This is a genomic window from Streptacidiphilus sp. MAP5-3, assembly GCF_041262505.1.
Lineage (GTDB): Bacteria > Actinomycetota > Actinomycetes > Streptomycetales > Streptomycetaceae > Streptacidiphilus.
In genome coordinates this window covers 421,650-438,792 of the sequence record NZ_JBGCCL010000001.1, presented here as the reverse complement: position 1 = coordinate 438,792, position 17,143 = coordinate 421,650, and the positions used below count along the sequence as shown (strand labels likewise).

The window sequence follows — 17,143 nt, the reverse complement described above, 5'->3', positions numbered from 1 at the left end:
CTCACACCAACTTGATGCGCGGGTCGGAAACGGAGAGCAGGATGTCCGCGATCAGGTTCCCCACGACGGTGAGGATGGCCGTCAGCAGCGTGTATGCCATCAGGACGTTGTAGTCGTCGTTCTGCAGCGCGTTGATGAACATCAGGCCCAGGCCGTTGATGTTGAACGCGTACTCGATCAGCACGTTGCCGCCGATGACGATGGGCAGCGAGAGACCGATCAGCGTGATCATCGGCAGTGCCGAGTTGCGCACCAGGTGGCGCGTGTGGACCAGACGCTCCGGCAGACCCTTGGCGCGCGCGACCTTGATGTAGTCCTGCGCGAGCACGTCGAGGGCGGCGGACCGCTGGTAGCGCGAGAACGAGGCGACCTGGGTGATCGACAGCGAGACGATCGGCAGGATCAGGTCCTGCCACTGCCCGAGCGCACCGCTCAGCGACTGGTTCTGCGAGACGTTCGGGTCGACCCAGCCGAGGTTCAGGGCGAAGAGCTGGATCAGCAGCAGCGCCACCATGAAGGTGGGCATGGAGTAGAAGACGAACGCCAGCGTGGTGGCGGTGACGTCACCGGCGGTGTTGCGCTTGATGGCCTGGTAGATGCCGAGGGGCAGCGCGACCAGGATGGCGACCACGACGGAGGAGATCGACAGGAAGGCGCTCAGCGGCGTCTTCTCGGCGAACATCGAGTTCACCGTCTGGTTGTTCTTGTACGACCAGCCGAAGTCCCCGTGCAGCAGGTTGCTGATGTACGTCCAGAACTGGTCGTACCAGGGCCGGTCGAAGCCGTTCGCGTGGTTCCACGCCTTGATGGCCGTGGGGGTCGCCTTCTGGCCGAGGACGTCTGTGGCAGGTGACGGCGAGATGATGTGCAGCATCAGGAACGTCACCAGGGCGATGCCGAGGACGACGATGATCGCCGTGCCCAGGCGTCGGATGAGATAGCCCGCCATGTCCGGGGTCTCCTCCTCAGTAGTGGTTCGCGGGGGGAGGGGGGTGGGCCCCCTGCGAAATGTGCGGGGGCCGGGTACTGCTCAGCCCACTCGGCGCTCGGCAGGAGTGGGCTGGGCAAACGCCGGATGTCGGGGCGGCCGGGTGGGGCCGCCCCGACGGTCGGACTAGTTGGTGAAGTACATGTCCTCAGGGTTGAACATGTACTGCGTGGTGGCGCCGAAGGCGTCGGTGCTGCCGGAGACGTTCGGGGCCCAGGCCATGACCAGGTCCGGGACGGGCTGCCAGATGACCGGCTCCTGCGCGGAGACGTCCGTCAGCTCCTTCTGGATCGCCATCGGGTCGGCCGAGTTCATCGAGTTGTTGATGTCGGCGTCGACGGTCGGGTCGGAGAAGCCGCCCGCGTTGTACGAGCCACCCGTGTTGAGCAGGTTGTCCGTGCTCGGGTAGATGTTGTTGGTGTTGCCGCCGAAGTCGGCCATGCCCCAGCTGTTGTCGTTCTTCGGGCTGGAGACCGTGGACTCGTTCTGCAGCACGTTGTTGAACGTGTCGGGCTTCAGCGTGACGTTGATGCCGAGCGTCTTGAGGTTACCGGCGAACGCGGTGTCCTCCTTGCTCAGGGCGTCGGGCTGGGTGCTGTAGTACAGCGAGAAGTCGAGGTTCTGGCCCTTGGTGACGCCCGCGCCGCACTGGTTGGCGGCGGTGCCCGGGCTGGTGCAGGTGGTCTCGCCGTTCGGGACCACGGACCAGCCGTGCGAGGTCAGCAGCTGCTTGGCCTTGGTGGGCGAGAACGGGTACGGGTTGTTCAGCACGCTTGACGGGGCGTACGGCGACTTCGGCGCGGCCGGGACGGAGCCGTAGGCCGGGGCGCCGGCGCCGTCGAAGGCACCCTTGATCTCCGCGCTCTGGTCCTGCAGGTACGCGAAGGCCTGACGGATGTACAGCTGGGAGACGGCCTTGTCCCAGTTGTTGGTGGTGTTCTTGAAGTTGATGAAGATCTCGTTGTTGCCGAAGTCCGGCAGGCCGTAGACGTTGTACTTCTTCGCCTTCAGCTTGCTGGCCTGCGGCAGCACCGAGTAGTCGACCGGGCCCATGTCCAGCTTGCCGCTGAGCAGGTCGTTGAAGATCGCGGTGTACGAGGTGTACGCGAGCTCGTCGACCTCGGTGAAGTTCGGCTTGCCCTCACCGGTGTAGGCGGTGTTGGCCGCGAAGTCGGCCGCGCCGGTGGAGGTGTTGTAGCTCTTGATCTTGTACGCGCCGTCGACGACCTGCCACAGCGGGTTCGTGCCGTAGCTGGCGAGGTCCTTGGACTGCGAGGCCAGGAAGTCGTAGATCGCCTTGGCGTTGGCCGGCTTGCTCGGGTCCAGGATCGGGCCGTTGGCCGAGGACTTGGCCCAGGCGTGCTCCGGGAGCGGGATCAGCTGGGCGAAGTCCGTGGACAGGACGAAGTCCGGGTTGTAGGCCTTGTTGAAGGTGAAGGTCACCGTCTGCGCGTCCGGCGCGGACACCGAGGTGACGTTGTCCGGGAACTGACCCGGCGAGTAGTTGCCCGCGTTGGCAGGGTTCTCGCCGACCGCGGCCTTGTAGAGGTAGTAGAAGAACAGCACGTCCTGGGAGGTCAGCTTCTGACCGTCAGACCAGGTGTACTTGCCGTTCAGCTTGATGGTGAAGGTCTTGCCGTCGGCCGACACGGTGGGCTTGCCGTCGGTCATCGAGCGGGAGTAGTCCCAGTCCGGGGTGGAACCCTTCGGCGACCAGAACAGCGTCCGCCAGCTCAGGTACTGGAACTCGTACGCGGTGAACACCGAGGAGTTGGCGGCAGGGGTGACCGGGAAGATCCAGTTCGGGGCCCCACCGGGCGACTCGGCGTACGTGAAGGTGCCGCCGGCCTTGACGGAGGTGCTCGCCGCCGGGATCGACCCGTAGGAGTAGTCGGTCGCCAGCTTGGTGCCGCTGCTGCTTCCGCTGCTGCTGCACGCCGTGAGGGCCATGGCGCCGACCGCCACGAGGGCGGCTCCCTGCAGGACCCGAAGGTTCCTTCTGCTCATCTTCCCACTCCCTAGGAACAGTCAAGGTGACATAGCCGCTCGCAGATGTTCAGCCGAAACCACCATCAACGCAGCTTGACGCTCATCCTGATGGGCAATTGGTGCACCTGTCGACGGTAGACGGATCAAAGATTGATAACGCTATGAGCTGCGGTAATGCCCAATTTTGGCTATGGCCATTACCGTGCCACCCCGGAAGCGGGTGGCAGGCATCTCTGGAGAGAGCAGCGCACCTGGGGTCAAGCGTCCGATAATCGAACAGTATTGATGACGTAACGTCCATAACGGACAAAGGCCACCAGGCGAGGGCAAGACGTGATCGATCCGAAGAAAACTATCGGAGAAATTCAGCACACGGACGGCTCACTGCCGGGTAATTGTCGATTGCAAAAACCCGCGTAGACCGGTATTGCAATCCGCCGTTAGTCGGAGCATTCCCGGGCATGCGCGAGGCCCCGGACGCGCGCTCGGTGGCGCTTGTCCGGGGCCTCGGGTCGGGCCTTGCGGCCGGTGGCTCAGATGCTGGTCGAGGTGGCCCCGCCCGGCGAGCTGAGCAGGGACGTCAGTGCTGCGGCGACGGCCTCGGGGGTGACCGGCTGTCCGTTCTTGAGGTTGACGCCGACGAAGGCCGTGCCGTAGGCGTTGGCCAGCTCGGTCAGGTTGAACACCGGCGTGAACTGACCGGAGGCGTTGGGACGCAGGGTGAGCGCATGGCTGAACGTGTTCTTGCCGAAGAGCACCGGCGAGCCACCCGCAACCACCTTGAACGACTGCTTCATGGCCCAGGCCCCGAGCGTCTGCGCAGCCTGCTGCGCCGCCGCAGGGTCGCCGCTGGACGCTCCCGTGGTCGTCGGCAGGGCGACCACCTGGTCCGGGTGGCCCGCGGCCCGGCTCCGGAACGCCTGCTCGACCAGTGGGACAGCGGCGTTGACGTCCAGCGCGCTGCCGCTTGCCTTCGGCAGGGAGACCTCCACCTTGCCGCTGGACGAGAAGTGGACGTACGGCTGCGCGCCGACGGCGCCGGAACCGCCGAGCTGCTGCAGGGCGGAGCGCAGCTTGTCCTCGTCGATGACGACGACGGGGGCGACCGCCTTGCTGCCGCTCCAGATCGACTCGACCACGGTGACCGGGTTGTAGCTGTGCTGCGCCACGTTCTGTACGGTCGCACCGGTGTCGATGGTGAGGCCCGCGACGGAGGGGTTGAGCGTGGTGGCCCTGCCGCCGATCGTGACCTGGATCGGCTGTGCGGCCAGCTTGCCGAGGCTGCCGTCCAGCGCGGTGACCGCCTGGTCGCGGGTGTCGCCGCCGATCGACTGGCCGAGCACCGTGGTGCCCTTCGGCACGTCGGTCTGATTGAGCATCAGGCCCGCGCCGTAGGCCACGGCACCCAACACCACGACGGCGCCGATGCCGGTCCCGGCCAGCTTGCGGACCTTGCCGCCGCCGCGCTTCTTGGCGGGCGCGGCGGCCTTGGCGGAGGAGCCCGCCTTGGGTGACGCGGAGCCGGTGGCGGCACCGCCGGAGCCGTCCGCCGAGGGCTCCGGGCGCGGCGGCGCACCGGCGCCGCCCGTACCGCCCGCGAAGCCGTCGCCGGACGGACGGCCGCCCGCGTCGGTCACTGGACGGAAGGCCGGCATGGCCGCGGTCTGCTCGGCGGCACTCTGGCCGCCCGGGCCGCCCTGGGGGTTCTGGCCGGTCTGGCTGTTCTGTCCGCCGCGCTTCTGCTTGCGCTGCTTGGACGGCTTGGGCTGCGCGTCCGGCTGGGCCGGAGCGGGCGCACCCGGACCGACGGGGGGTGCCACCGCGCCGAAACCGGCGGGGGCCTGCGGGTCCGTCAGGCTGGGGAACTGCAGGGTCCGCGGGATCCCGCCTTCCGCGCCGCCGACGACGCCGGGGCGATCAGCTGACGGGCCGGCGCCTATCGGCCCGCTCATGGGGCCGGGCTCGCCGCCGATGCCGCTGCCGGTGCCGAAGCCCTGGGAGCCGCGCGGGCGCCCGGCGTTCGGGACCGGTCGGGGCGGAAGCGTCTGCGATCCCGTCGACGCCTGGGCGGGGCCCTGACCGGAACCCTGTCCCGGTCCTTGGCCCGGGCCCTGGGCCCACGGCGTGGAGGACTGCGTGTCGTAGCCCAGCGGCGACTGCTGTTGCAGATCCGCGGTCGGGAACTGCAGGGTGCGTGCGGGCTGCTGCGGCTGCTGCTTCCCCTTCGACGGCCGCTGGGGGAGTGGCTGCTCCCCGGTCTGCTGCGGGTTCGGCAGCGGGCCGGCCGGTGCGGTCGGCAGCGGGCCCTGCGCCGTGGTCTGCGAGGGGCTCTGCGTCTGCTGAGGCGGCGCCTGGAACTCCTGGGTCTGCCATGGCGGCGCGGGAGGCGCCGGCGGCCCGGACTGGGCGGGCGGCGCAGGCGCGGCCGGAGCAGCGGGCGGCGGAGGCGGGGAGGACTTCTTGCGCGGAGCGAACCACTCACTGGTGCTCTGCGACTGGCTGTCCTGGGCCGGTGCCGCCTGGTCCGGGGTGCGCCACTCGGCGGGGAGATCCGGCGGAGGCGCGGTGCCCTGGCCGGAGTCCATCACGCCGAGGACCGGCGAGCCGGAGCTGTCGGCGCGGTGTCGGCGCGGCACGGCCTGCTCGTCCGTGTCCTCCGCGCGGTGACGGCGCGGTGCGGGCTGCTCGCCCGTGTCCTCGCTGATCGGGCTGCGCACGACGACCGGCGGGATCGGGCGGGATCCCGGAATGTTGATCTTGATACGGGTGGTGAGCGTGGTTTCCGTGCGCGGTTCTTCGCCACTCGGCGCGGGCTGACCCGACCCGGCATGCCCCGGCTGGCCGGACTGCCCGGCCCCAGGAGTCTGGCCCGCTCGCGAGAACGGGTCGCCCGGCACGCCGTACGGAGGCGTGCCCGAAGGGTAGGAGTCGCCGCCCTGACGAGGCGACATCGGATTGTCAGATTCTCGACTCACTGCTGCTCCGGTTCGCGCCCCGCCGGCAGGGCGAGGGGCGGTTGTGGATCGTTGTTCCCCGCGTCCCGTGGGGCTGCGGTTGCGGTGTGTGGAACCGCGGTCTCCAGCGTTGCGGGGACCACCTTACTGGGAGCGGTCGTGGCGCGGTCCTGCCGGAGGGAGTGAGGTAAGAGGTGAGAGGGACGGACGTGCGATGCAGAGCACGGATCCGAGCAGGCCGAGGAAGAGCAGGGCCACTCCCGTCGCACTGCCGTCCAGGAGTTGACTGCCCACCGGTGTGGTGAGGCTGGCCAGCAGCAGCGTGACCAGCCACGTCAGCGTCGGCAGCGCCGCGCCCGTCTTCGTGCCCGTCAGAACGCTGCCGCCGTAGGTGAGTGCGAGCACTCCGGCCGCGCCGAGGACCAGACCGCCGCCGCTCCACAGGTCGACGATCAGCGCACCGGCCAGGCCGATGACGACGCCGAGCACGGCCAGGCCGACATAGCTGACCATCCGGGCGCCGCGACCGATCGGGCAGCGGCGCCCGGGCGGCAGCGAGGTACCGCTGCGCGGCGCGGGCACGCTCGGCTTGCCGGTCGCCCGGCCCCGGGCGGGCTGGCCCTTCCGTGCGTCCTTGCCGTCGTCGTCCCGGCCGTTGTTGTCAGGATTCTGAGGCCGGCTCACTCGGTCACCCCGGCGAAGAGGTCGAGCTCCCAGCCCGACGCGGCGTCACGCGGGCCCGCGTCGCCGCGGACCAGGCGGTAGTACTCGACCGCGGGCAGCGGCTGGCCCAGGTCGTTGGAGAGCGCGAAGAACGGTCCGTCGACCGAGATCTGGGTGGCGTGCGCGCGCATCGCGGCGGCCTTGGCCGCAGCAAAGGCGCTGCCGTCGACGGCGGCCGTCACCTCGGCGTCGTCGACCACGCCGGGGATGTCGTCGGCGGAGGCGATGCCGGGGAACGGCGACTCCTTGCCCGCGGCCCGCAGCGCGGCGAAGCCCGCCTCGACCACGGAACGCGGGATGACGTTCCAGTAGACCTTGGCGATGTGGTGCGGCGTGCCGAGCTCCGGCCGGAAGGCCGGGTCGGCGGCGAGCTCGGCGCCGCGCATGGCCACCCGGTGCGCCTGGATGTGGTCGGGGTGGCCGTAGCCGCCGTTGGGGTCGTAGGTGACCAGGACCTGGGGGCGGACCTCGCGGATCACCGGGACCAGCTCGGCCGCGGCCTCGTCCGGATCGGCCTGCCAGAACGCCTCGGGATGGCCGTTGCTGGCCACGCCCATCATCCCCGAGTCGCGCCAGCGGCCCGGCCCGCCGAGGAAGCGGTGGTCGGTGACGCCGAGCTCGCCCATCGCGTCGGCCAGCTCGGTGATCCGGTGCGGGCCGAGCGCGTCCTCGCGGTGCGCGGCGAGGTGGGCCAGCTCGTCGCCGATGACCTCGCCCTCCTCGCCGAGGGTGCAGGTGACCAGCGTGACGCCGACCCCCTCGGCGGCGTAGCGGGCCATCGTCGCGCCGTTGCCGATCGACTCGTCGTCGGGGTGGGCGTGGACGAGAAGCAGGCGCCGGTCGGCGCGAGCTGCCGAGGGTGAATCCGTCATGGGGTCAGCGTAGGCGGTGGCTCCGACAGCGACGGACACGGCACCGCCGCGCCACAGCGGGGGCCGAACCGGCCCTACAGCTTGAGGCCGGTCAGCATGCCCGCGACGCTGGTGGTCACGGTCTTGATCGACGGGGCGATCGAGCTGGACGCCAGATAGAAACCGAGCAGGGTGCAGGCGAAGGCGTGCCAGCCCTTCAGCCCGGAACGCCTCATCAGTACCACCACGATGATCAGCAACAGCACCGCTGCGGAAATGGGCAGAACCATCGCGTGTCACACCTCTCGGTCGTGCGGTTGAGGACGGCGGGGACTGCCGCCCCGTGCGACGAACGCACCCGGGTGTTGCCCGTTGGGTGACGATCGAGTCACTTTCCGTCATCATGCAAGGCCGGTCGTGCCGATGCACGGCCCCGGCGCGCGGGTGGCGCGCGGACGCGGGGGTGGCGGACAGCCGTACGAGGGCCGAACGAGTGGCTGGTGGGTGTGCCGGGTTTGCGCGAAGAGCCCGCGCGTTCGTCCGCCTGTTCGGTGCGGCGCACGGTCCGGAGCGGCCTCGCACCCCCGCTGACGTCGTCGGACGCGGTTCCGGCGGGGGCTCACTGCGGCCGAACGAGCGAACCTGTCGTTCGTGCTCGACCGTTCGAACGACGCTGCGCCGAACGGTTGACGTGAGCGCGGGCGTCGCGGGCGTCCGGACCGGTGGTCACGGCAGCGACCGTGACATCCGTCATGAGCGGCAGAGGAGCGGAGACACTGACGTCGGCCCTCGGGATCGGCGAGTCTTCTTCCATGACAACTTCCACCGAGCAGTACACGGGGGCGGACCGGAAGGTCGCCGCGGGCTCCGACCGCGGTGGGCGCGCCGACGGGTCCGCCGAGGTCGCCGCGTTCCGCGGCGTCAGCAAGAGCTTCGGCAGCGTCAAGGCCGTCCGTGACAGTTCCTTCACGCTGCACCGCGGCGAGACCGTCGCCTTCCTCGGCCCGAACGGGGCCGGGAAGTCGACCAGCATCGACATGCTGCTGGGCCTCAAGGACCCGAGCGCCGGGCAGGTCAGCCTCTTCGGCGGCACGCCCCGCCAGGCGATCGTCGACGGCCGGGTCGGCGTCATGCTGCAGAGCGGCGGGCTGCTGCCCGAGGTGACCGTGCGTGAGCTGGTCACCTTCGCCTGCAAGGTCCACCCGCGCGGTTACGACGTCGACGCGGTGCTCACCACCGCGCAGATCCTGGACATCGCCGACCGCAAGGTCGACAAGCTCTCCGGCGGTCAGGAGCAGCGGGTCCGCTTCGCCCTTGCCACGGCGGGCGACAGCGACCTGATCGTCCTCGACGAGCCGACCACCGGCATGGACGTCACCGCCCGCCAGGCCTTCTGGTCGGTGATGAAGTCCCAGGCCGACGCCGGCCGGACCATCCTCTTCGCCACGCACTACCTGGAGGAGGCCGACGCGATCGCCGACCGCGTCCTGGTGATGCACAAGGGCCGCCTGATCGCCGACGGCACCGCCGCCGAGATCAAGGCCCGGGCCGGTCAGCGCCGGATCTCCTTCGACCTGCACCCGCAGGACGGCACCGCCGACACCTCCCTGCTCCACACCCTGCCGGGCGTCACCACGCTGGACCTCAGCGGCCAGACGGTCCGCATCTCCACCGCCGACGCCGACGCCACCATGGCCGCGGTCTACCGGGCCGGCTTCTACCCGCGCGGCCTGGAGGTCTCCGGGGTCGGCCTGGAGCAGGCGTTCATCACCATCACCGCAGCGGCCGAGGAGAACTGACGATGTCCCAGCTGGTGAAGCTCGAGATCCTGCGGGTGCTGCGGAACAAGCGCTACCTGTTCTTCACCGTGGTCTTCCCGGTGATGATGTTCCTGCTGTACTCGTCGCAGTTCAAGAACGAGACCTTCGACGGCATCTCGTACCGGACCTACTACATGGTCTCGATGGCGACCTTCGGCACCCTCGGGGCCGCGCTCAACACCGGGATGCGGATCTCGCTGGAGCGCAAGAGCGGTTGGACGCGCCAACTGCGCCTGACCGCGCTGCCGGGCTGGGGCTACCTGCTCTCCAAGGTCGCCGCGGCGGGTGCGCTGACGCTGCCGTCGGTGCTGGCCGTCTTCGCACTGGGCGCGGTCCAGGGCGTCCACTTCGCCCCGCTGACCTGGGTCGGCATGGGCCTCGCGGTCTGGGGCGGCGGCTTCGTCTTCGCCGCGGCCGGTGTCGCGCTGGGCTACGCGGCCGCGCCGGACGCGGTGCAGCCGATCACCATGATCGCCTATATGGGCATGGCGTTCCTCGGCGGCTCCTGGTTCCCGATCACCGGCGGCCTGAAGTCGATCGGGCAGTACACCCCGGTCTACCTGTACAACGAGATCGCCAAGTACCCCGTCAACGGGGTGAGCGTGAGCGTCTCCCAGGTCGCCGGACTGCTCGCCTACCTGGCCGTCTTCGGCGCCCTGGCAGCATGGCTCTACCAGCGGGACCGCAAGGCCCTCTGAGGACAAGGCAGGACAGCAGTGCGGAGAGTGCGGCGGGTGGACAGGACGGCCGGGGGCCGCCTTGTCCACCGCGGCCGCATCCAGGCACGGACGGGGGTAAGAAGGCGATATGAGCGAGTGCGAGTCGGGGCCGCCGAACCCGGTGAGGGTCGGAGTGCCTCCCGACAACCGGCGGCAGATGTTCATCAAGCTGTGCTGGATGCTGCTCTGGCTGGTCTACCTGGCCTATCCGGTCACGGACCTGCTCAACGGCGACCACACGGCGGCCGGCGACGTCTACGGCTGGGTGATGCTCGCCGCCTTCCTCGCCTGCTACGTGACGCTGATCATGCGCCGCCAGGCGCGGCTCGACCCCTGGCAGCCGTGGCACGGCTGGGTGCTGGCCGCCATGCTGGCGATCGCCGTGACCACGACCCTGTCGCTCGACAGCGCCTGGCTCGCGCTCTTCGCCTACACGGCCGTCTCGTCCGGTGCCGTGCTGCCGTCGCCGTACGGGTTCTACGGCGTGGTCGGGGTCTCCGGGCTGCTGGTCACGTTGGGCCTGGTGACGCACGCGGACGGTGGTGCGCTGGTCGGCATCACCCTGGGCGGGCTGCTCGGTGGCCTGGCCATGACCAGCCTCATGCAGCTGGTCGCCACCATGCGTGAACTGCGCGAGGCACGACAGGCGGTAGCCGCACTCGCCGCCTCCGACGAGCGGCTGCGCCTCGCCCGCGACCTGCACGACCTGCTCGGCCACTCGCTGTCGCTGATCACCCTCAAGACCGAGCTGACCGCCCGTTTCCTCGACCAGGAGCGCTACGAGGAGGCGCGGGCCCAGGTCGGCGACATCGAGAAGGTCTCCCGGCAGGCCCTGGTCGACGTCCGCGAGGCGATCGGCGGGTATCGGCGGCCCAAGCTGGCCGTGGAGCTGGCCGCGGCGCGCACCGCGCTCAGCGCGGCGGACATCCAGATCGACGCGCCGCTCGACCTGGCCGATCCACGTCCCGGGCTGGGCCTGGAACAGGAGGGGGCGCTCGGCTGGGCGCTGCGCGAGGCGGTCACCAACGTCGTCCGGCACAGTGGCGCCGCGCTCTGCCGGATCCGCCTGATCGAGGACTTCGCGCCGGAGGGCGCGGTCGGCCGGGTGCTGACGCTGGAGGTCGCCGACAACGGTTCGAGCGGCAAGCACAGCACTCCGGGCAACGGGTTGACCGGCCTCGGCGAGCGGCTCGCGCTGGCCGACGGATCGCTCGACGCCGGGCCGGCCAAGCGCGGCAAGGGGTTCACCCTCCGCGCGACCGTGCCGCTGCGTCACCCGATCGATGCCGATCACGAGCCGGTGGCCGGTACCGTGCAGGAGTGATCAAAGTTCTGCTCGCCGAGGACCAGGGCATGGTCCGCGAGGCGTTGGCCGCTCTGCTCGGCCTCGAGGGCGACATCGACGTCGCGGTCCAGGTGGCGCGCGGCGACGAGGTGGTCGCCGCGGCCAAGGCCCACGACGTCGACGTGGCACTGCTGGACATCGAGATGCCCGGCCTCACCGGGATCGAGGCGGCGGCCCAACTCCGGCGCGCCTGCCCGGGAGTGAAGATCGTGGTGCTGACCACCTTCGGTCGCCCCGGCTACCTGCGCCGCGCCATGGAGTCGGGTGCGGACGCCTTCCTGGTCAAGGACGCCCCGGCGGCCCAACTCGCCGAGGCGGTCCGCCGGGTGCTCCGCGGCGAGCGGGTCATCGACCCGACCCTCGCCGCCGCGGCGTTGGCCGAGGGCGCCAACCCGCTCACCTCCCGCGAACGCGACGTGCTGGCCGCGGCGGCCGACGGCTCCGCCAACGCGGAGATCAGCCGCCACCTGCACCTGTCCGAGGGGACAGTGCGCAACTACCTGTCGGCGGCGATCCAGAAGACCGGCGCGCGCAACCGCACGGAGGCCGTGCGGATAGCGCTGGAGAAGGGCTGGCTCTAGGGCCTGCTTCCGGCCCTATGCCTGCTGGCGTTGGGGTTGTGGCAGCAGTCCCGCCTCGCGGAGGGGGTCGTAGAGGCGGGAGCCGCTGTAGTAGAGCCCGGAGACGACGTAGTAGATGTTGGTGATCACGATGAGCACCACCGACGTGACCACGTAGAGCAGGGTGCCGAGCCCGGGGACGGAGTCGACCGGCAGCGTGTAGGCCATGATCACCCGCACCGCGGAGTCGCCGAGCAGGGCGATCCCCCAGAGCACGCTGCCGACCTTCCAGACCCGTCGGAACCGGGGGAGTCGCTCCCACAACTCGTCCCAGTCACCGGGGATGTCGGCCATGCGGCGGCGTCCCTCCAGTATCGGCCGGGTGTACAGGAAGGCCAGCGGCCGGGTCGCCCACACCGATGCGATGAACCAGGCCCCGGTGACCCCGGTCAGCCACCCCTCGCGGGCCAGCAGGAACCTCGGGCTGCCACTGATCAGCGAGACCAGCGCGCTGAGCACCAGCATCGAGAGCATGTAGAGCGCCAACCCGTCGGTCTCGCGCGACCGCAGCCACCGTACGACCGCGAAGCCGGCGGGCAGGACGGCCGAGAGGACCAGCGTCAGGTAGAGGCCGACTCCGGCCGCCCGCAGCACGTAGAACATGGCGGTCGGCGCGGCGAAGTCGCCCACGAAACGCATGATCTGACGTGCCTTCATGACAGCTTCGCCCCCTGTGCGGTGGTGACCGCGGCAGCCGTGCCGAGGCCGAAGAGCATCACCAACTCCTCGGCGTAGGCGTCGAGATCGAGGTCCGGCGCGGTACGCAGCAGGTACGGCAGCCCGTCCAGCGAGCGCTGGATCGTCGCGGCCAGCACGAAGCTGTCGAATGTCCGGAAGTCGCCGCTCTGCTGGCCGGATTCGAGGATCTGCTGAAGCGGCGAGAAGACCCTCCGCTCGCCGTCCCCGTCGTGGCCCCCGTCGTCGACCTCGGCTCCCACGCCGAGGAAGACGGACATCAGCGCGTCCATCTGCTTCCGGTGCGTCGCGACGAACGCCACCACCCCACGGATGTACGCGGCGAGCGCGCTCGGCGGATCCGTGGCGTCACGCATCCGCTCGGCCATGAAGGCGCTGATCTCGCCGTAGACCTGGGCCATGACGGCCTCGATCAGCTCGTCCTTGCCGGCGAAGTGGTACGAGATGAGCCGCGTACTGCTGAGCTGCGCCCGCTCCGCGATCCGCGCGAAGGAGGCCTGGCCGTAGCCGAGTTCGGCGATGGTCTCGATCGTCGCCGCAATGATCTGCGCGCGCCGCGCGGTGGCGGCGACGGAGCGAGTACGACTGGCGTCGTTTACTGGCATGAGTAAAAAGTACGTCGACTGAGTAACGAAAACAAGAGGGGACGGTGCAACGTCCCGGTCGAGGGATCAGTTCAGCCGGTGCCGGGCGGCCTTCGCTTCGAGGCGGACCCGCGCCGCCGACTCCGGGTCGAAGGCGTCCAGGATGGTCGCGTACTCGTCCATCTGCTCGGCGCCCTCCAGGAAGTGGCCCGTCTTGACCAGGAGTTCCGCGCGTTCCAGGCGCAACTGCGCCGGGTGGCGGGGGAGCAGCAGGGCCAGCTCCGTGGCCCACAGCTGGGTGCGCGCGTGTTCGGGCCTCGCCGAGGCCCAGTTGCGGATGTTGGCGAGGATGCGGAGCACGATCTCGTGCGGCTCCGCAGGTCGCAGCAGGTCGGGGGTCAGCCGGTAGCCCGCCTCGCGGGCCAGGTCGGAGGCGTCGTCGGGGGTGAGCAGTTGACCGCCGTGGAACGGGTCGACCAGGACGTGCTCGCCCTGCGGATCGCCCACGCCGACCACGAAGTGCCCCGGCAGGCCGAGCCCGTAGACCGGGAGCCCGGTCCGCGCGCCGACCGCGATCCAGACCGCGCTGACCGTGATCGGCAGCCCTCGCCCGCGCCGCAGCACCTCGTGCAGCAGCGAGGACTCCAGCCGGTTGTAGACGCCCTGGCCGCCGCGCAGATCGGCGGAGCCGGCCAGGACGCCCGCCAGCAGCGCGGCGGTCTCCGCCGCCGAGCCTGGCGGCGCCTCCCGGACGGCCGAGGCGACCGACGCCGCCAGGCGATCCAGAGCGCGCAGCGCCGGGGCGAGGGCCTCCTCGATGCCGCCCGGTTCGGCGACCAGATCCACCTCGAAGCCCATGAGCAGGCACAGTTGTGCGAGGTCCGGCCGTTCCGCGCGGGCCTCTTCGGCGAACCGCGCTCTGCTCTCCTCGCTCACGGGCGAGGATTCTATGCGCGCTGCGTGTGACGAACCTGCATCGTCGACGGATCGAACGGGCGGGCGCGTTGCCCGAAGGCCCTGGATCAGGACCCGAGTCGGGCGTAGCGGTACCGGTAGACGACGTCGAAGCCGAGCTTGTCGTACAGCGCCTGCGCGCCCTCGTTCTCGGCCTCGACCTGCAGATACGCGGCCGTGGCGCCCTCCTCCGCCGCCCGCGCCGCCAGCACGGACATCAGCGCCGTGGCCAGGCCGCGCCGCCGCGCCTCCGGCGCTACCTCTATGGCGGCCATCCCGACCCACGCGCCGTCCACCACGGCGCGGCCGATCGCGGCCGGCCCGCCGCTGATCTCCGGCAGCGAGACCGAGGCGAACCACACCGAGGGCCCGCTGTGCAGCAGTGACGTTGCTGCCTTCACCTTCGCCGGGTCCCCGCCCACCCGCTGGTAGCGGGCCAGCCACTCCGGACCGGCCGTGCGGAACAGCCGCACGTCCGCGTCGGCGTGGCGGGTGGCCCGGACCAGGTCGGCCAGCGGCGCGGTCCGGACCAGCGTCTCCGCCTCCGACGCGCCCCGCTCCGCCAGCGCCGCGCCCAGCCCCTCGGGGGAGCCCGGCTCGGTGACCTCGACGTAGCCGGGCAGACCGCGCTCCGCGTACCAGGCCTGGACGTGGGTAAGCGCCTCCGGCAGCGGCAGGCCCGGATCCCCGAGCGTCTGCGCGGAGTTGCCGCGCCGGGTGAAGCCGGAGGACGCCCGCAGCATCCACTCGCCCAGCGGCTCCTGCTCCAGCGCGGCCCAGCCGCGGGCGGCGATCCGCTGCAGTTCGGCCGGGGCCGGCGACTCGGGCGCGCTCGAGGACCGGCGCACCGGCGCGGGCGGGACGGGCTTGCCCGCCACGACCTCGGCCACGGGAACCGCGACCGCCTCACCGGCCCGGTTCACGACGGTCAGTACCCCGTTGTCCCAGGATGTGAACACACCGAGCACATCCGTGAACAGCGGGCGACCTTCCCGGAACCCGGCAACACGCCGGATCATCACGCGTCGTCCCAGGTCAGACGGGTTGAGTCGGACTCCAGCGCCCGCGTGTCCGATACCTTGGGACGTCATGACCGCCACCTCCGTTACATCCAGTGCCTTCGACCGGCGATACTAGGGGCGGGCATCGACGACGCCGCGCTTCCCTTGCGCGTATGTAGCCCCTACGAGGAGGAATGACAGCGTGACCTACGTCATCGCGCAGCCTTGTGTCGACGTGAAGGACAAGGCGTGCATCGAAGAGTGCCCGGTCGACTGCATCTACGAGGGCAAGCGGTCCTTGTACATCCACCCGGACGAGTGCGTCGACTGCGGCGCGTGTGAGCCGGTCTGCCCGGTCGAGGCGATCTTCTACGAGGACGACACTCCGGACGAGTGGAAGGACTACTACAAGGCGAACGTCGACTTCTTCGACGACCTCGGTTCGCCCGGTGGTGCCTCCAAGCTCGGTGTGATCGACAAGGACCACCCGTTCATCGCCGCGCTGCCGCCGCAGAACCAGGACCACTAGGACCACGGACCACTGGGGACCACTCAAGTGACCTCGTCGCACGACAGCACCGCCGCGCCGTCCCTCCTCGGAGGGGCGGCGCGCCGCGTCTCAGCACTTCTTCCGGCGTTCCCCTGGGACCGCCTGGAGCCGTACAAGGCCACCGCCTCGGCCCACGCCGACGGCCTGGTCGACCTCTCGGTCGGCACACCGGTCGACCCGGTCCCGCAGCTGGTGCAGGACGCACTGGCCGCGGCGTCGGACAGTCCGGGTTATCCGACGGTCTGGGGCACCACGGCCCTGAAGGACGCCCTGGTCGGCTGGGTCGAGGGCCGCCTCGGCGCGGAGGGCGTCACGCACCACAACGTCCTGCCGCTGGTCGGCTCCAAGGAGCTCGTCGCCCTGCTGCCGTGGCAGCTCGGCCTCGGCGCAGGCGACCGGGTCGCCCTCCCGCGGCTCGCGTACCCGACGTACGAGGTGGGCGCCCGCCTGGCCCGCGCGGACTACGTCGTCTACGACGACCCGACCGAGCTGGACCCGGAGGGTCTGCGGCTGCTCTGGCTCAACTCGCCCTCCAACCCGACCGGTCGGGTGCTCGGCGTGGACGAGCTGCGCCGGACCGTGGCCTGGGCGCGGCAGCACGGCGTGCTCGTCGTCAGCGACGAGTGCTACCTGGAGCTGGGCTGGGAGGCGGAGCCGGTCTCGGTGCTGCACCCGGACGTCTGCGGCGGGTCGATGGCCGGTCTGGTCGCGATCCACTCGCTGTCGAAGCGGTCCAACCTCGCCGGTTACCGCTCGGCGTTCGCCGCGGGCGACGCGGACGTCCTGGGCGAGCTGCTGGAGGTGCGCAAGCACAGCGGCTTCATGGTCCCGGCCCCCGTCCAGGCCGCGACCGTCGCCGCCCTGGGCGACGCGGCCCACGTGGCGGAGCAGCGCGAGCGCTATGCCGCGCGGCGCGCGTCGCTGCGTACGGCGCTTACGGCCTACGGCTTCCGGATCGAGCACTCCGAGGCGAGCCTCTACCTGTGGGCGACCCGGGACGAGCCGTGCTGGGACACCATCGCCGACCTCGCCAAGCACGGCATCCTGGCCGCGCCGGGCGAGTTCTACGGCGAGGCGGGCGCGAACTTCGTCCGCGTGGCCTTCACGGCGACGGACGAGAGGGTCGCGGCCGCGGTCGCCCGTTTGCGGGCGTAACCCTTACTGCCTCGGGACGTTGCCAACGTCCAGGGGCGCGAGGCTCTGCTGAGCAGGTAGTTGCACAGCCGGGGGCGCGAGGAACTGCGCGACAAGCCATTGTGAGTGGTGTGTCGCCGAACGAGCAGGGCCATCCGGACAGGGTGGTTGCTCGTGCAGTTCCTCGCGCCCCTTCTTGCATGGTTGCTCGCCTG

Annotated in this window: 16 protein-coding genes; 6 read left to right on the top strand and 10 right to left on the bottom strand. The window is 70.5% G+C overall.

Annotated elements, in window-relative coordinates; genetic code table 11:
- Position 1 precedes the first annotated feature (1 nt).
- The 6 genes from ABH928_RS01960 to ABH928_RS01935 all read right to left on the bottom strand — a co-directional run bounded on the left by ABH928_RS01960 (position 2) and on the right by ABH928_RS01935 (position 7,795).
- Positions 2 to 949 carry an ABC transporter permease gene (locus tag ABH928_RS01960; protein ID WP_370061195.1) on the bottom strand — a complete coding sequence of 316 codons (948 nt, stop codon included), beginning with the start codon at positions 947 to 949 and terminating at the stop codon, positions 2 to 4.
- A 165-nt stretch (positions 950 to 1,114) separates the two neighbouring features.
- Positions 1,115 to 2,995 (bottom strand): ABC transporter substrate-binding protein, encoded by a 1,881-nt coding sequence (locus ABH928_RS01955; protein ID WP_370061192.1) that lies wholly within the window; start codon positions 2,993 to 2,995, stop codon positions 1,115 to 1,117.
- 515 nt (positions 2,996 to 3,510) lie between these two features.
- A complete protein-coding gene (locus tag ABH928_RS01950) occupies positions 3,511 to 5,928 on the bottom strand; it encodes a hypothetical protein (RefSeq protein WP_370061190.1) in 2,418 nt (805 codons plus the stop codon).
- A gap of 147 nt (positions 5,929 to 6,075) precedes the next feature.
- Entirely contained in the window at positions 6,076 to 6,615 is a 540-nt protein-coding gene (locus ABH928_RS01945; protein WP_370061188.1) for a DUF6113 family protein, read from the bottom strand.
- The gene (gene mshB, locus ABH928_RS01940; protein WP_370061186.1) at positions 6,612 to 7,526 is read right to left on the bottom strand and encodes an N-acetyl-1-D-myo-inositol-2-amino-2-deoxy-alpha-D-glucopyranoside deacetylase; all 915 of its coding nucleotides are present in this window, start codon (positions 7,524 to 7,526) and stop codon (positions 6,612 to 6,614) included. Before mshB ends, ABH928_RS01945 begins: the two co-directional genes overlap by 4 nt.
- 74 nt (positions 7,527 to 7,600) lie before the next feature.
- A complete protein-coding gene (locus ABH928_RS01935) occupies positions 7,601 to 7,795 on the bottom strand; it encodes a hypothetical protein (RefSeq protein ID WP_196192814.1) in 195 nt (64 codons plus the stop codon).
- A gap of 522 nt (positions 7,796 to 8,317) precedes the next feature.
- Here ABH928_RS01935 and ABH928_RS01930 point away from each other — a divergent pair.
- The 4 genes from ABH928_RS01930 (at position 8,318) to ABH928_RS01915 (ending at position 11,970) form a co-directional block, all read left to right on the top strand.
- Positions 8,318 to 9,304, top strand: a complete 987-nt coding sequence (locus tag ABH928_RS01930; RefSeq protein ID WP_370061183.1) for an ABC transporter ATP-binding protein — start codon at positions 8,318 to 8,320, stop codon at positions 9,302 to 9,304.
- 2 nt (positions 9,305 to 9,306) lie between these two features.
- Positions 9,307 to 10,023, top strand: coding sequence for an ABC transporter permease (locus tag ABH928_RS01925; protein WP_370061181.1), 717 nt, complete (start codon positions 9,307 to 9,309; stop codon positions 10,021 to 10,023).
- A gap of 109 nt (positions 10,024 to 10,132) precedes the next feature.
- Positions 10,133 to 11,368 carry a sensor histidine kinase gene (locus ABH928_RS01920; protein WP_370061178.1) on the top strand — a complete coding sequence of 412 codons (1,236 nt, stop codon included), beginning with the start codon at positions 10,133 to 10,135 and terminating at the stop codon, positions 11,366 to 11,368.
- Positions 11,365 to 11,970, top strand: coding sequence for a response regulator (locus tag ABH928_RS01915; protein WP_370061176.1), 606 nt, complete (start codon positions 11,365 to 11,367; stop codon positions 11,968 to 11,970). The genes ABH928_RS01920 and ABH928_RS01915 overlap by 4 nt, the downstream gene beginning before the upstream one ends.
- 15 nt (positions 11,971 to 11,985) lie before the next feature.
- On the opposite strand, the gene ABH928_RS01910 is transcribed toward ABH928_RS01915, so the two are convergent.
- The 4 genes from ABH928_RS01910 to ABH928_RS01895 form a co-directional block, all read right to left on the bottom strand.
- A complete protein-coding gene (locus ABH928_RS01910) occupies positions 11,986 to 12,666 on the bottom strand; it encodes a VC0807 family protein (RefSeq protein ID WP_370061174.1) in 681 nt (226 codons plus the stop codon).
- The gene (locus ABH928_RS01905; protein ID WP_370061172.1) at positions 12,663 to 13,310 is read right to left on the bottom strand and encodes a TetR/AcrR family transcriptional regulator; all 648 of its coding nucleotides are present in this window, start codon (positions 13,308 to 13,310) and stop codon (positions 12,663 to 12,665) included. The genes ABH928_RS01910 and ABH928_RS01905 overlap by 4 nt, the downstream gene beginning before the upstream one ends.
- Before the next feature lie 66 nt (positions 13,311 to 13,376).
- The gene (locus tag ABH928_RS01900) at positions 13,377 to 14,225 is read right to left on the bottom strand and encodes a transglutaminase family protein (RefSeq protein WP_370061170.1); all 849 of its coding nucleotides are present in this window, start codon (positions 14,223 to 14,225) and stop codon (positions 13,377 to 13,379) included.
- 86 nt (positions 14,226 to 14,311) lie between these two features.
- On the bottom strand, positions 14,312 to 15,202 hold the full coding sequence (locus ABH928_RS01895) for a GNAT family N-acetyltransferase (RefSeq protein ID WP_370061168.1): 891 nt from the start codon (positions 15,200 to 15,202) through the stop codon (positions 14,312 to 14,314).
- A 244-nt stretch (positions 15,203 to 15,446) separates the two neighbouring features.
- On the opposite strand from ABH928_RS01895, the gene fdxA reads away from it, so the two are divergent.
- Positions 15,447 to 15,773 carry a ferredoxin gene (gene fdxA / locus ABH928_RS01890; protein ID WP_196192807.1) on the top strand — a complete coding sequence of 109 codons (327 nt, stop codon included), beginning with the start codon at positions 15,447 to 15,449 and terminating at the stop codon, positions 15,771 to 15,773.
- A gap of 27 nt (positions 15,774 to 15,800) precedes the next feature.
- A complete protein-coding gene (dapC, locus tag ABH928_RS01885) occupies positions 15,801 to 16,949 on the top strand; it encodes a succinyldiaminopimelate transaminase (RefSeq protein ID WP_370061165.1) in 1,149 nt (382 codons plus the stop codon).
- The last annotated feature ends 194 nt before the right edge of the window (positions 16,950 to 17,143 follow it).

Excerpts from the sequence above, each read along its gene's own strand:
- ABH928_RS01960 (WP_370061195.1), bottom strand. The coding sequence starts at position 949 with ATGGCGGGCTATCTCATCCGACGCCTGGGCACGGCGATCATCGTCGTC.
- ABH928_RS01955 (WP_370061192.1), bottom strand. The coding sequence starts at position 2,995 with ATGAGCAGAAGGAACCTTCGGGTCCTGCAGGGAGCCGCCCTCGTGGCG.
- ABH928_RS01950 (WP_370061190.1), bottom strand. The coding sequence starts at position 5,928 with ATGTCGCCTCGTCAGGGCGGCGACTCCTACCCTTCGGGCACGCCTCCG.
- mshB (WP_370061186.1), bottom strand. The coding sequence starts at position 7,526 with ATGACGGATTCACCCTCGGCAGCTCGCGCCGACCGGCGCCTGCTTCTC.
- ABH928_RS01935 (WP_196192814.1), bottom strand. The coding sequence starts at position 7,795 with ATGGTTCTGCCCATTTCCGCAGCGGTGCTGTTGCTGATCATCGTGGTG.
- ABH928_RS01930 (WP_370061183.1), top strand. The coding sequence starts at position 8,318 with ATGACAACTTCCACCGAGCAGTACACGGGGGCGGACCGGAAGGTCGCC.
- ABH928_RS01925 (WP_370061181.1), top strand. The coding sequence starts at position 9,307 with ATGTCCCAGCTGGTGAAGCTCGAGATCCTGCGGGTGCTGCGGAACAAG.
- ABH928_RS01920 (WP_370061178.1), top strand. The coding sequence starts at position 10,133 with ATGAGCGAGTGCGAGTCGGGGCCGCCGAACCCGGTGAGGGTCGGAGTG.
- ABH928_RS01910 (WP_370061174.1), bottom strand. The coding sequence starts at position 12,666 with ATGAAGGCACGTCAGATCATGCGTTTCGTGGGCGACTTCGCCGCGCCG.
- ABH928_RS01905 (WP_370061172.1), bottom strand. The coding sequence starts at position 13,310 with ATGCCAGTAAACGACGCCAGTCGTACTCGCTCCGTCGCCGCCACCGCG.